The following is a 13,911-nucleotide window of genomic DNA, read 5'->3' on the forward strand; positions in this document are numbered from 1 at the left end:
GCTGGGGGATGAACACCCCTCAGTGGCAACTAGCCTGAACAATTTGGCACTCTTCTACAAATCACAGGGAAGGTACAGCGATGCCGAACCTTTGTACATCGAAGCTTTGGCGATGAGAAAACGCCTGCTGGGGGATGAACACCCCTCAGTGGCAACTAGCCTGAACAATTTGGCACTCTTCTACAAATCACAGGGAAGGTACAGCGATGCCGAACCTTTGTTAATCGAAGCTTTGGCGATGAGAAAACGCCTGCTGGGGGCAAATCATCCCAATACAATAACCTGCCGTGAAAATCTAGAATACTTGCGGCGGAATCGTCAGCCTTGATTCAGGAGAATGGTTGCTTTTATCTGGCGTTGGTTTCAGTAATTTAGATAATCTGCACCGGCTGCATTACCCACCTGGGATTCAAATCCCAGTCTAATAAGTAGGCAACATAATTAATTACACAATGTCATTGCAAATGCAGTGAAGCGAAATAAAGCGATCGCAACGCCTAGAACTACTTCTCTGCGATATGCTTTGTGAAGGGAGCGATCGCAATGACTGTAAATATTTTTGTTTATCTACTTAATGAGCCTCTGAACTCCGTCAACGAGTATTTTATCTCCGTCAACGAGTATTTTATCTCCGTCAACGAGGCTTTTATCTCCGTCAACGAGTATTTTATCTCCGTCAACGAGTATTTTATCTCCGTCAACGAGTATTTTAGCTCCGTCAACGAGTATTTTAGCTCCGTCAACGAGTATTTTAGCTCCGTCAGCAAGTATTTTAGCTCCGTCAGCGAGTATTTTAGCTCCGTTAACGAGTATTTTATCTCCGTCAACGAGGCTTTTAGCTCCGTCAACGAGTATTTTATCTCCGTTGACGAGTATTTTAGCTCCGTCAACGAGTCTGTTTTCATTTATTAAATCCCCGACTTCTTCAAGAAATCGGGGATCTGAATCTAGCTTAAGTACGTAACCCAGTATCTAGGTTTTCGGTGCGTTAGTAGGGGCGCAAGGCCTTGCGCCCCTACCATGAATGAGGCTACCAGCTACCTACAGGTTCAGCGATCGCAGAAAACATTGAAGGATCGATTGAAATTCCCAATCCCTCAGCTACACGACGACCATAAGAAATATCTGCCCGGAAGAAGTGGCAAAGTTGGCGCATTTGGATATCCTGTCTCGCTTGAGAGAGACTGCCAACAATATTATCAGCAAGACGCTCTTGCTGCTCAGGAGTCATTAACCGATACAGATTACCTGCTTGGGTGTAATCGTCGTTTCCTTCACGATGACTGTAACGATCAACTGTAACATCGCCCAAATGACTAGGTGGTTCTGCATAAGCTGGATTTTCTTTAGGCGTACCCTCAGTACTATTCGGTTCATAGTTAGGAGCGCTACCGTGGTTGTTCCCCGGCGCCATAAAGCCATCTCGCTGATAATGCATCACTGGACATTTGGGCTGGTTGACAGGTAGTTGCTGATAGTTAGCACCCAAGCGATACCGTTGAGCATCTGGGTAAGAAAAGATGCGAGCTTGCAGCATTTTGTCTGGAGAGAAACTAACGCCCGGAACCACTGCACTAGGGCTAAAAGCGGCTTGCTCTACTTCGGCAAAATAATTCTCAGGGTTCCGATTTAGCTCCAATATCCCGACTTCGATTAAAGGATAATCTGAGTGCTTCCAAACTTTGGTCAAGTCAAAGGGATTATCTGGATGTTTGGCTGCTTGCTCCTCAGTCATTACCTGAATAGACATCCGCCACTTAGGATAATCTCCTTGAGCGATCGCTTCAAACAGATCGTGAGTTGCATGATCTGGATCTTCGCCCTTAATCTTAGCGGATTCTTCCTCTGTCAAGGTTTGATGCCCTTGCAGAGTCTTAAAGTGAAATTTGCACCAGACGCGATCGCCTTCAGCATTAATTAAACTGAAGGTGTGGCTACCAAAGCCATCCATGTGTCGAAAGGTTTTCGGAATTCCTCGGTCTGAAAACAGAATCGTCACCTGGTGAAGCGATTCTGGACTGAGTGACCAAAAATCCCACCTTGCATTATGGTCTTTGCAATTGGTTTGGGGATTGCGCTTTTGGGTATGGATGAAATCAGGAAACTTCAGCGGGTCGCGGATGAAGAAAATAGGGGTATTGTTACCTGTAATATCCCAGTTGCCCTCTTCAGTGTAGAACTTGATGGCAAAGCCTCTAGGGTCACGCTCGGCATCTGCTGAACCTTTTTCTCCCCCGACTGTAGAAAAGCGCAGAAGAACTTCCGTTTTCTTGCCAAGTTCAGAAAAAAGTTTAGCTTTACTGTAGCGGCTGATGTCATTCGTGACAGTAAAAGTACCGTGAGCAGCCGCACCTTTAGCGTGAACAACTCTTTCAGGAATACGTTCTCTGTTGAAATGAGCCAGCTTTTCTAAGAGGTGAAAATCCTGTATTAATAAAGGCCCGCGCGATCCAGCCGTGAGTGAATTCTGATTATCAGCAACAGGAATACCGTCAGCAGTTGTCAATCTTTGGGGTTCAGTCATGGGTTAAGAAGCTCTCCATTAAGTTACTCAGATTGGCCACAGTACATTTTAATCAGTAGATAAACGAATATTCACTGACAGAGTGAACTAATTCATAGTCATAACGAGTTTATATTTAAAGCATACTCAATATGATTATGAATTACAACAAATTTTTTTTTGGGAGGATATATATAGAGGCTATATATTGCCTCTATGCTGCCTTTGAGATATCTAAATGTTTGAGAATCAAGGAGCAAACATCTGTCGCCTCAATTTGATGTTCGTCAACCAGGTGAGTTTGATGGGTGATAAATAAAGGCCCTTCAGATGGAGAAGTGGTGATGTTACCGTGAGAACCACGCACCAGAGAAGCATCCAGAGGAATCACATCCATCAGGTAGCGAAAACCCAGTTGTTTCTTAAGTAACTTGAGAGCAATTTTTCCTTGAGGAAATTTTATTTGCGGATCGAGGAAAAGTTCTACAGGATCGTAACCAGGTTTGCGGTGGATATCTACAGTTCTAGCAAAATCAGGCGCTTTGGCATCATCAAGCCAATAATAATAGGTAAACCAAGCGTCAGATTGAGCGATCGCTACCAACTCACCCGATCTAGGATGAGCAAGATGGTAAGCTTGTTTACCTTCGTCATCCAATACCTGCGCTACGCCTTCAGTCGCTTCTAAAAGCGATCGCACTTTCGGTATATACGCCGGATCGTTCACATATATATGAGCAATTTGGTGATCAGCAACGGCAAAGGCAATGCTAGCACCAAAATCAAGCAGTTCTCGCCCTAATTCTTCTCGCACAGCAATTAAACCATTTTCCCGTAATACGCGGTTTAAATCTACAGCTTGAGAAACTGGCGTAATGCCATATTCAGAAAGAATAACTACCTGAGTATTACGTGCTTGAAAATATTCAATTAAATCGCCACAAACAGCATCAATTTCTCGCAAATCTGCTTGAATCTGTGTTTGATTGTTACCAAATTTTTGCAGACAGTAATCTAAATGTGGTAGATAAACTAGTGATAATGTCGGGCTATAACGTTCCTCAATCCATTTTGCTGAATTGGCAATCCATTGGCTAGAACTAATGGTAGTTTTTGGCCCCCAGAAATCGAACAGAGGGAAATTTCCTAAATCAGATTGAATTTGCGATCGCACATCACTAGGATGGGTATAAATATCAGGTAATTTTCGCCCATCTGCGGGATACATCGGACGCGGCGTAATCGCATAATCTACTGAAGAATACATATTGTACCACCAAAAAAGGTTGGCACAAGTGAAGTTTGGATCGATTGATTTAGCTATTTCCCAAACTTTGGGAGCCTGTACGAGTTTATTAGATTGTCGCCAAAACTTCACTTCGCATTCATCGCGGAAGTACCAACCATTAGCGACAATTCCATGTTCATCAGGCAATTTTCCTGTTAAATAAGTGGCTTGAACAGAACAAGTTACAGCAGGTAGCACTTTTTTGATGGGAACCACTTGCCCTTTAGCCGCCCAAGAAGATAAAAACGGCGTATTTTCTCCTAGTAAGCTAGGCGTTAATCCCACGACATTTAGAATAACTGTTTTTTTCATAAACTTAGTTCCTTCTTAATTTGCGGCAAATTCTTTTAATACCCACTCATATTCACGCTGAATAGAAGTCAGCAAATCTATCTTCATTTCTGATGGCAATACATCCCAAGTGTAAGTCTCAATTTCTAAATGGGAGCAAGCATCGTTTGTCTGAAGTAGATGCAAAACAGTAGCAATATCATCTTGGGTAGATTGCAAAATTTGATAATCATGAATAAAAATTGGCACATGAAAGTGAGTGCGCCATTCTTCAGCTAAAGATTGCTCCAAATGTGGTAATGCAGTTATCAAGTCAGGATAATGATGGAGTGTACCATCGTTGCTACGTTCGATTACCTGGTGAAGATAGGTAGATTCTGCAAAAGGACGTAAGCGTTCAACTATCAAACTCCGCTTCTCAACCTCAGCAGGTATTTTTACTTTAATTGCAGCGCTGATTTGAATTTTCCCAATCTTAATACCTACCGATTGCAAACGCGTAAATACAGATTGTGGCTGCTCATATTCAACTGAAAAATGGCAGGTATCATAGCAAATCCGAACGTGTTCTAGTAATTTAGTCTCTGCTAAATCCGGCTCGATATGTAATTTTTCTGATAAATAACTACCACCTATTGGCAATAACCAATTTTGATAGAAATCAATTACTTCTGAGGTATTTTCAATTAAACCATCAGGCTCAGGTTCTAAATCAATATGAAGTATCTTGCCTGTTTCTTCGCTGATGCGAATCATTTCTACAACAACTGATGCTATATTCAAACAACTCTTTTTCCGAACCATCTCGAAAGTTGCTTGGTCTTTTACCCACCAAGGTTTATAGGATAATGGTAGTGTAGAAATTCCGCCATCAAGTCCTTCGGGTAACAGAGCAGCTAAAATTTTTGCTAAGTTTAATGTATAATTAACCCGTTCTTGTGTAGACCAATCTGGTGCATAAACTTGGTCTTTTACCACCTGTCGATGGAATCCGCCATAAGGGAATCCGTTTAAGGTGAAAACATATAAATCTTCTTGAGTCAGCCAAGCTTGAAATTGAGCTAAGTTATTACTTTCTAAAAGTTGTTTGGCGGCAACATCTGCTAATCTCAAGCCAATACCAAAAGGTTCTGTAGGCGATAAACGTGATTTGAGTTTGGGAATATAGTTTTCTAAATTGGTGAAAACCTCTAGCCAACTTTCACCAGGATGAATATTGCTGCAATAAGTTAAGTGAAAATTATTGTTGTTTGTAATTTTCATTTTCTAGCTCTATTCCTTGTATATTGTAATCTGTTTTCTTGGGCTTAAGTTTCACAAAATACTTGCTACATATTCATGGGTAGAGGCGCACATTTATGCGCCCCTACAGCCGATTAATCGTATTACTGAGTGTACACATTCAAATTTAAGTCACAGCAAAGACTTTTGCTAACTTCATCGAAATTGGTAGCAAGATTAGAACTAATAAACCGTAATACAAACCAGCAAAACCAGATGCAACGGTTGCATCTAAGACTATTAGAGATAAAACGCCTATTTTCACAGCATTTCGGATATTTTCGGCTATCGGTTCCCGCGCAGCTGTGATAAAGTTAGGCAAGATTCGGATAGCTAATAAAATAGCGAATGGTAGGGCTGCGATCGCTGTATACTCTTTTAAGAATCCTAAAGCTAAAACTGCTGTCAAAACTATTGCAATTAGCAGTAGTGCGAGTACTCCCGTAATCTTCTTACCTCCGTGAACTTCACCCTGACTAATTGCGGTGATAGCAGCAATATAAAGAATAGGAATCAGCGCTAAATACCAACGTTCTCCGATGATTTCTGGTACAGCACTTACACCTAATAATAAGTTACTGCCACGACACAAACCCATATTTAAAGGGCCGAAAAAAGGATGATGTTTGGCGAGTGAGTTATAGAGGAGGCATGAAAGAGTGATAAAAATAGCGATCGCAGCACTCAACAATGATACTTGAAATGCAGCTATAATCCCGATTACAAACAGTAGACTCCCCAATAAAGTAGCATTTTGACGAGATACGCGACCACTAGGAATTGCTCTATTTGGTCGCTCTTTTGCATCTAATTCGGCATCGAAAACATCATTAAAAACTACCCCACCGCCGTATAAACCAGTTGTAGCTAACAACAACCAAGCTAATGGAATTAGGATGGCAAAAGTTGCTTCGCCATTAATTAATTTAGTAAAAATTATTCCAGAGCCAGAAGCAGCAAAACCAAGAAGAATATCCGCCCAAGCAGTAACAATATTAGCAGGACGCATCAATTCCAGATAACCCCGCCGGCCTTGAAAATTTAAGCTTGCAACATTCACTTATCTGCCTCCATGCCTAGTAATTTCTCAAAATAAACTGCATACTACAGATGAATCAGATATTTATGCAATTCCTTTTTCTCACTCCCCACTCTCCACCCCCAAATTTCTACTCAATCAACACAAAATCTGAAACTGATTTGATTCCTGGTTCTTGTCCCCGCAGCACAGAATTACCACTGAACAACTGACGTTGATCGATAGATTGAGGATTGAGCCAATCTGAAGCTTTCATCTGCCCAGTTTGACTGTAAGCAGCTAGGGCGTTTTCATAACAGACTGCTCGCACATGTTCTTCAAGAATACCCCTATCTAACATCAACTGAGCCGTTTTGGGGACTGCCAAAGGATCGCTAATACCCCAATCAGCACTACTATCTACAATGATGCGATCGCGTCCATACTTACGGACAACTTCAACCATCCTAGCGTTACCCATCTTCGTCTGTGGGTAAATTGTGAAAGCCGCCCAAAAACCCCGTCCTAATACTTCTTCAACAGTTTCTTCGTTGTTGTGATCGATAACTACTTGTGAAGGATCTAAGCCATATTCAATACAACGATCCATACTTCGACTAGCACCCGCCTTCTTGTTACGGTGAGGAGTATGAATTAGTACCAAACTATCGAGTTCTTTGGCTAATTCTAACTGTTGACAAAAGTACTTATCTTCTGCTTCTGTCATATCGTCATAGCCAATTTCACCAATGGCAACAACTCCTTCTTTACAGGCGTAAAGTGGTAGCAGTTCCATAACTTCAGTTGCTAGCGCTTCATTATTAGCTTCTTTCGGATTTAAGCCGATTGTGCAATAGTGTTGGATGCCAAACTGACTAGCACGAAATCGTTCCCAGCCCACAAGACTACTGAAATAGTCTTTAAATGAGCCAGCGTTAGTTCGGGGTTGTCCTAACCAAAAGGCTGGTTCAATAACGGCGACAATTCCATATTCACGCATTACTAAGTAATCGTAAGTAGTACGCGAACACATGTGAATGTGAGGATCGATAAACATCATGGTTTTAATGATTGGGGATTGGGGATTAGGGATTGGGGATTGGGGAAGGTGGGGCCCCCTCTGGGGATAAGGGGTAATGGGGATTGGGGATTAGGATTAAAATAATTTTTTCCCAGTACCCAGTCCCCACTCCTTTTCATTTGTAAACAAAGAGGCGATCGCGGCTAAAACTGCTCCAAGTCAGATTACCTTGTTGAATGGATGACTGTAAATCTGGGTAATGAGAAAGTAATGCTTGCGCTTGGGGTAAAGGAGACTCAGCACAAGCTAAGGCTGCTGCTTCTTGTTCGTGTATATCCCCATTAACCAGTACTTTTTCCAAATCTGTGATGATGGCGCTATCGGCAAACCGTCCTACAGGCCGCCAAAGTTCTGGCGTAACTGTGCGTTTAGCTGCCCAACGTTCATGGGCATAGTCTGCCAACATTCTCGCCAATTCAGGATTAGCACGCCGATCTAAACCCCAAATTAGATGCAGGGGACTGCCGACAAACACAGCCTTCAGCACCATCTGATTCCAAGCAGCATTATCTAAATAATTCGCTGGATAAGGGTTACGTAGTGCTATGGCTTGGAATACATTGCTCATATTGCTGCGAATTCCCTCAGCAGTACGATGGCGATGTAACTCTGGGTGTGGTAATAACGGCAAACTTTGATAAAGGACAACTAATTCCCCCATATCGGCAGTAGAGAAAACTCGATCGAGCGATCGCACATAGCCTTGGGGATCATCGTGAGGCAATGCTAAAAGCAAAAGTGTGCGACCTGCTTGATCTACACTCCAATTACCAGGATACCAGCCGGGAATCACATCCTCTGCTGCTTCCAAGTCCTGGAATGTTAGTTGCAAATCCTGTTTACCTAAATAACGCGGCACAGCACTAAAAGCCGTAAAAAACACTCTCTCAGCAGCGCCGCTAGCAATCTGTGCCTGCTTTTGTAACAACCAAGTAAAAGCTTTTTCTGAAACAGACTTTAACAGCCAGTGATGCAGTAATTGGTTTACTTTACTCATGATAAATTCAGGATAAGTTGCCCAACTTTTTTGTGACAACCAAGTATAAAATATACCACTAAACTTGATTTTTGGGGTTTGAAGCAGTTAGATAATATACGACTGAGATCATAACTTCACTGAATCTATAAAAATATCCTGACTTTAAAGAAGATACTGTAAAGATACCATTTTGATTAGATAAATCCTAAAATTATCTTACGGAAAAAATTAGAATTTTATGTAAGAAGGATCTCCATTACTAACCTCAGATATGAAATATAGACAGCAATAAAAATTATACGTTAATGTTATTTTTAACTTTATCCGCTAGGCAAAGACACTTCAAAGTATCATGAATTGAGTAAATAGATTTATCTAGTAATTCTTTTCAAGCTTGAATTACTTAGTGAACTTATTATGCCTATTTTTGGATAAATTTAAATTGCAGGAGTATATCTATTTACAGTTACTTAAAAACAATAATATTCAAATGATTATTCAACAAAAAAGCGCTCTGAATCTGCAACCAATTAACCAATGCGTCCGTGTTACCTTCAATTATGATGTTCACTTCACTAGAGGTCTGTTTCAGTTAGATAATCCTTTACTGGCACAAGCGATCGCCGCAGATGGAGAGACAACCCCAAAACAAGTATTAGCGGTGGTAGATGGAGGATTTTTACAGTATCAAGATGGGCTGTTAAAAAAATTATCAGTCTATGCTCAATGTTATCAAGATGTACTAACACTGAGCGGTGAGCCGATAATAGTTCCAGGTGGAGAAGCAGTCAAGAACGATTCTAGATTTATAGAGCAAATTCATCAGCGGATCAATGCAGCTGGATTGTGCCGTCACTCCTACGTTTTAGCAATTGGAGGTGGAGCCGTCCTAGACATGGCAGGATACGCAGCAACAACGGCTCACCGAGGAATTCGACTGCTACGAGTACCGACAACAGTATTAGGGCAAAATGATTCGGGTGTAGGAGTAAAAAACGGTATCAATGCCTTCGGTAAGAAAAACTTTTTGGGTACATTCATGCCACCTTATGCCGTCTTGAATGACTTTGATTTTCTTACTAGCCTCGACGATCGAGATTGGCGATCGGGTATTGCAGAAGCAGTGAAAGTAGCGTTGATTAAAGATGCAGATTTCTTCGATTTCATTATGACTAATGCCGAGAAATTGGTTAATCGAGACATGGACATAATGGAAAGGTTAATCTATCGCTGTTCCCAGTTGCATTTAGAGCATATCGCTGGTAGTGGCGATCCCTTTGAAATGGGTTCATCGCGTCCTTTAGATTTTGGACACTGGGCTGCTCACAAACTAGAGCATTTAACTAATTACAGCCTACGTCATGGGGAAGCTGTAGCGATCGGCATTGCTTTGGACACGACCTATTCATATTTAACAGGTAAACTCTTGCAATCTGAGTGGCAAATGGTTCTAACTACACTCAATAAATTAGGTTTTACTTTGTATGTATCGGCATTAACAGAGCAATTAGATCGACTAGACCATCCGCATTGTCTATTTAGGGGACTTACCGAGTTCCGCGAACACTTGGGAGGAAAATTAACAATCACCCTTATACAAGGAATCGGAGAAGGAATAGAAGTTCATCAGGTGGATTTGTCTTTGTATAGAGATGCTATTTTGATGCTGCAAGATTGGGAACTTTTGCATTAATTCTCCTTTGAATGCAATAGACCTCTTGCATAAATCCAAAATAAGAACCCCACCCCGCCAAAGCTACGCTTTGTCTCCCCTCCCCGCAAGCGGGGAGGGGTTGGGGGTGGGGTGTTAGGGACTTTTGCAAGAGGTTTAATCAACACAAGCGATGTCTCCTAAGAAACCTCTGAGTATTGTCCTGGCACGCCCGCTATTGGAAGTAACTAGCTACCCCTCAATCTATTACAAAAAGTTCACGATCCCCAGACGCAAGATTTCTCGCGTAAAGTCACAGGAATAACCGATAGTTGCATCGGCAAGAAACTTGCCAGCCAAGCACTCTTTTGTCACTCCATAGCCCCCAAGAATTTCAACGGCTGTTTGTGCGTTTTTGATTGCAACATCCACTGCAAAAGTCTTGGCGGCTGGTGCTTTGATTGTGGCGGCAAGTTGGGGAGAAGTTTCTGCTGTAACTGCTGCATCCCATACCACCAGTCGTGCAGCCTGGGTGTTAATCATCATATCCGCTAATTTTAAAGCCACTGCCTGATGTTCGATAATCGGACGACCCCAACTGACTCTTTGCTTGGCATAACTCAAAGCATACTCATAAGCAGCACGAGCCAAACCAACATAAGAAGCTGCCAGCCCAATAGCTACTTCTGGAAGCAACATTAGTAGTTTTCCGGCTTCTCCTTCTTGTCCAATCAGATTTTGTGCAGGGACTGGGACGTTATCTAGGCTAATCTCAGCATGATGAGAGGCTTTCCAACCAATCATCTGTGTCTTTTTGCCAAACTTAATCCCAGGTGTCTCTGTTGGAACGAAAAAGATAGACAAACTTTCGCGCAATGGTTTATCCATTGCTGTACGGGCAATAATGAAGTAGGCATCCGCAATTCCAGCATTTGTGACTAACGAGGATTTTGTCCCATTAAGGATGTATGTATTGCCCTCACGCGCTGCAAAGGTCTTCATCCCAATATTGGAGTCTGGGAGCGCGCAGAACATATCAGAGGTAGCGACATTAGGTTCACTCTCTGCGGCGCTGAACAGATGGGGTTTTCCGGAATTGACAAAAGATAGTATTCGTTTTTGTTGTTCTGTGGTTGCTGCCCTAGTGACAAACAGTGACATTGCTGCGGTGAGATTAAAATAACTACAAGCAATGCTGACATCCACAACGCCTATTTCTTCCAAGACTATAGCCAAATCTATACACTTTCGCCCCAGACCTCCTAACTTTTCTGGAAGCATCAAGGATGTAAATCCTAATTCAGATCCCTTATAGAACAAATTTTGGCAAAATTCCCAAGGTTCTATCTCTAGATTGTTAGACTCTTCGATTATACGAACAATAGGCTGAATTTCATTTTGGGCAAACTCACGAGCTTGTATTTGCAATATCTGCTGTTCTTGAGTCAGGTTGAAGTCAATCATGTCTTATCCTTTTTTTCCCATATCGCCAATATCTAGTTTTGTTCCAGGTATTAAAAACTAAATTTTGTAACCGCATTTGCCTAGATAATCTTTGTATATAAATAGATAAAATAGTTTTAGAATCCATTCGGCTGTACTCACATTTATCTCCAATATTTGTAAAATATTGTCTGATATCAGATGAATGTTAACATTAGTGCGATAATTGCCAGTAAAGGTATATATGGTCTGTGCTGTTGCTATCACTGCATCTAAGCAAATATTAATTGAAGTGAAAACTAGTTAAACCAGCTATATGTTGAATAAGCACAGTACCATTTAAAACCTCAATTTTCCAAAATTTTTAAGTTTTATAAAATCCTCAAATTCAATTTTATTAAATATCTTATTATTCCAAAAACTTCCTGATTTGTGTAACTTATATAACTTATTTTAGAAAAGAGACAATTCAAATGTTGTGGAAACAAAAAGTTAACTAAATATCTTCTAACAGTTTTAAAATTTACGGCATGTAAACTGCGATCGCAATGAAGAATCCTTTGATTAACTTGTCAATTCTTTATCAGTACTGAATAATTTGCCTATACTGACCAAACCTTTGATGCCGTAAGGCGTTAAGCATAATATTTTAATCTGTAACCCCGTATTCTTTCTCTATCACACTCAACAGCCTTTCCTCCAACTCAGTCAAATATGGGCGTTTCAACTCTCCCAAACACTTCAAAACTGCCTAGAATGGTTCTTCTAGCTTGCCACCGTCCCGTAGTCTGTTAATGCGATGGCTAATCTGCTGCATCTGGTGACATTCCGACTCCAAGTAGTTCAGTGGCTTTAGGTGGTCGATTCTCTCGCCCATTATAGATGCGTTAGATTAAACCCTCTACAGCAGGAAATTATTAGTTTACTTGCGCTTTCATCTGATATTTATAGCTACGTCATCTACAACCACCAAATTTTTTGCACAATCTCCTCTGAGGAAGCGATCGCAATCAAACTTGCTTTAAAAGCAGGAAAGATTTTTGATGACGATCCTTATTATTTCAAAGTTAAGCATGATGGAGGTTCATCGGAAAAACCTGTTACCCAATTCATAGGTAACAATTTCCAACAAATTCAACGATATATGTGTTGTTTTTGGGATGTTGGATAGTTGGATTGGTGAGTCAGCAAGCTCTTGAGGAGCCACTTCTAAATCCCGAAGGAGCAAGTTGGAGGTTGATTTACACAAAACAAGTGCAAAAGGACGCGAAGAAATGAGCTTATAGTAACTTAAAGGAAAAGGCCGAGGAATTACTCGCAGCCCTTGAAGAAAATCCTTTTCAAAATCCTCCACCTGATGAAAAGCTGGTTGGGACTTATCAAGTGCTTATTCTCGGAGGATAAATATACAGCATCGGTTGGTATATGAAGTCATCGAATCCGAGCAAATAGTCAAGATAATTTGCATGTGGACGCATACGAGTAAGTTATCTCTTCAGCCCTCCTTGGTGTTCACAATGAAAACCTCGATGCTCCCAAGCTTGCATATCTACATCGGTAAGTTTTGTGACATTTGAGCATTGCGGTTGAATAATTTGACTTAAAATCGCCCAAAATAAGCTGCGTGTTACATCTAATCCAGTTTTAGTCCAAGATTCATGATTACCAGGAATACCCAATTCTTGAACAATCTCTGGCTCTACCCAAATACCATGAGCGCCTAAAAGAATCTGTGCCATCCATTTAGCTCTGGGTAAATGACTTGTCGAGGTAATCAACATGACTTTATGCACTCCCCAACGGCGCAAAATTGGAATACTATAATAAAAATTTTCAAAGGTAGAATTTGCGCAGTTTTCTAACCAAACGTTTTGTAACTCTGCTAATTCCGCCTGAAAAATTAACCGTATACAGGGATCTGGGGAACCATGAGAAATTAAAATTGGGGTTTGTGGGTATTGTTTTGCCTGTTGAGCAACATAAGTTTCTCGACGAATACTGCCACCAAGCACAAAGAAGGCATCTACTGGCTGCGAAGAAGCAAAAACTAAGGTTATAGTAGTAAAAATCAGCCAAACACCCAGGACAACATAGAATACACGAGTTAGTTTTTGTAACAATTGCCACAGATTAGTAAATTTTTTTTTAGTAGAAATTAATGATTTGATGGTAAATTTGCGTTTCATGACTTAAGTAAGAAAAGCTGATTTTACTGCTGTTTAACAATACTGCAATTGAATGAGCAAAGTGCTATCTTATAAAAGTAATCTAAAATGCAAACATGACGCTAATTAAAGTGTCACACGCTCAGTATAGCCTTCCGGAGAAGACTAGCAAAGTGAGAAATGATTGTTAATAACTAATGCGGCACTTTTG

The 13,911-nt window shown here is 41.0% G+C and carries 12 protein-coding genes; 4 read left to right on the top strand and 8 right to left on the bottom strand.

Annotated elements, in window-relative coordinates; translation table 11 throughout:
- Nucleotides 1-328, top strand: a 328-nt coding sequence (locus V7L12_RS17595; protein ID WP_335086074.1) for a tetratricopeptide repeat protein, incomplete at its 5' end; no start/stop codon positions are given.
- A gap of 215 nt (nt 329-543) precedes the next feature.
- On the top strand, nt 544-912 hold the full coding sequence (locus tag V7L12_RS17600; protein ID WP_335086077.1) for a hypothetical protein: 369 nt from the start codon (nt 544-546) through the stop codon (nt 910-912).
- A gap of 118 nt (nt 913-1,030) precedes the next feature.
- On the opposite strand, the gene V7L12_RS17605 is transcribed toward V7L12_RS17600, so the two are convergent.
- The 6 genes from V7L12_RS17605 to V7L12_RS17630 all read right to left on the bottom strand — a co-directional run bounded on the left by V7L12_RS17605 (nt 1,031) and on the right by V7L12_RS17630 (nt 8,459).
- Nucleotides 1,031-2,524, bottom strand: a complete 1,494-nt coding sequence (locus V7L12_RS17605; protein WP_335086079.1) for a catalase — start codon at nt 2,522-2,524, stop codon at nt 1,031-1,033.
- A gap of 193 nt (nt 2,525-2,717) precedes the next feature.
- A complete protein-coding gene (locus tag V7L12_RS17610; protein ID WP_335086081.1) occupies nt 2,718-4,103 on the bottom strand; it encodes an alkaline phosphatase family protein in 1,386 nt (461 codons plus the stop codon).
- Between the two features lie 15 nt (nt 4,104-4,118).
- Nucleotides 4,119-5,345 carry a metabolite traffic protein EboE gene (gene eboE, locus V7L12_RS17615; protein WP_335086083.1) on the bottom strand — a complete coding sequence of 409 codons (1,227 nt, stop codon included), beginning with the start codon at nt 5,343-5,345 and terminating at the stop codon, nt 4,119-4,121.
- Between the two features lie 145 nt (nt 5,346-5,490).
- Nucleotides 5,491-6,423 (bottom strand): UbiA-like protein EboC, encoded by a 933-nt coding sequence (eboC, locus tag V7L12_RS17620; RefSeq protein ID WP_335086085.1) that lies wholly within the window; start codon nt 6,421-6,423, stop codon nt 5,491-5,493.
- 109 nt (nt 6,424-6,532) lie between these two features.
- Nucleotides 6,533-7,441 (bottom strand): TatD family hydrolase, encoded by a 909-nt coding sequence (locus V7L12_RS17625; protein ID WP_335086087.1) that lies wholly within the window; start codon nt 7,439-7,441, stop codon nt 6,533-6,535.
- A 136-nt stretch (nt 7,442-7,577) separates the two neighbouring features.
- Nucleotides 7,578-8,459 (bottom strand): EboA family metabolite traffic protein, encoded by an 882-nt coding sequence (locus V7L12_RS17630; RefSeq protein ID WP_335086089.1) that lies wholly within the window; start codon nt 8,457-8,459, stop codon nt 7,578-7,580.
- Nucleotides 8,460-8,931: 472 nt separating this feature from the next.
- Between V7L12_RS17630 and V7L12_RS17635 the strand changes: the two genes are divergently transcribed.
- Complete coding sequence (locus V7L12_RS17635; RefSeq protein WP_335086091.1) at nt 8,932-10,134, top strand: 3-dehydroquinate synthase; 1,203 nt, start codon at nt 8,932-8,934, stop codon at nt 10,132-10,134.
- 225 nt (nt 10,135-10,359) lie between these two features.
- Here the strand turns inward: V7L12_RS17635 and V7L12_RS17640 are convergent, their stop codons facing one another.
- Nucleotides 10,360-11,556: an acyl-CoA dehydrogenase family protein gene (locus V7L12_RS17640; RefSeq protein ID WP_335086093.1), complete on the bottom strand. Its 1,197-nt coding sequence runs from the start codon at nt 11,554-11,556 to the stop codon at nt 10,360-10,362.
- 835 nt (nt 11,557-12,391) lie between these two features.
- On the opposite strand from V7L12_RS17640, the gene V7L12_RS17645 reads away from it, so the two are divergent.
- Nucleotides 12,392-12,706 carry a hypothetical protein gene (locus V7L12_RS17645; protein WP_335086095.1) on the top strand — a complete coding sequence of 105 codons (315 nt, stop codon included), beginning with the start codon at nt 12,392-12,394 and terminating at the stop codon, nt 12,704-12,706.
- A gap of 316 nt (nt 12,707-13,022) precedes the next feature.
- Here V7L12_RS17645 and V7L12_RS17650 read toward each other — a convergent pair whose 3' ends face one another.
- A complete protein-coding gene (locus tag V7L12_RS17650; RefSeq protein ID WP_335086097.1) occupies nt 13,023-13,721 on the bottom strand; it encodes a YdcF family protein in 699 nt (232 codons plus the stop codon).
- Nucleotides 13,722-13,911 lie beyond the last annotated feature (190 nt).

It is taken from the genome of Nostoc sp., from assembly GCF_036918245.1.
Classification (GTDB): Bacteria; Cyanobacteriota; Cyanobacteriia; order Cyanobacteriales; family Nostocaceae; genus Nostoc.

Bases quoted from the DNA above. Each gene is read 5' to 3' on its own strand.
- V7L12_RS17600 (WP_335086077.1), top strand. From the start codon at position 544: ATGACTGTAAATATTTTTGTTTATCTACTTAATGAGCCTCTGAACTCC.
- V7L12_RS17605 (WP_335086079.1), bottom strand. From the start codon at position 2,524: ATGACTGAACCCCAAAGATTGACAACTGCTGACGGTATTCCTGTTGCT.
- V7L12_RS17610 (WP_335086081.1), bottom strand. From the start codon at position 4,103: ATGAAAAAAACAGTTATTCTAAATGTCGTGGGATTAACGCCTAGCTTA.
- eboE (WP_335086083.1), bottom strand. From the start codon at position 5,345: ATGAAAATTACAAACAACAATAATTTTCACTTAACTTATTGCAGCAAT.
- V7L12_RS17625 (WP_335086087.1), bottom strand. From the start codon at position 7,441: ATGATGTTTATCGATCCTCACATTCACATGTGTTCGCGTACTACTTAC.
- V7L12_RS17630 (WP_335086089.1), bottom strand. From the start codon at position 8,459: ATGAGTAAAGTAAACCAATTACTGCATCACTGGCTGTTAAAGTCTGTT.
- V7L12_RS17635 (WP_335086091.1), top strand. From the start codon at position 8,932: ATGATTATTCAACAAAAAAGCGCTCTGAATCTGCAACCAATTAACCAA.
- V7L12_RS17640 (WP_335086093.1), bottom strand. From the start codon at position 11,556: ATGATTGACTTCAACCTGACTCAAGAACAGCAGATATTGCAAATACAA.
- V7L12_RS17650 (WP_335086097.1), bottom strand. From the start codon at position 13,721: ATGAAACGCAAATTTACCATCAAATCATTAATTTCTACTAAAAAAAAA.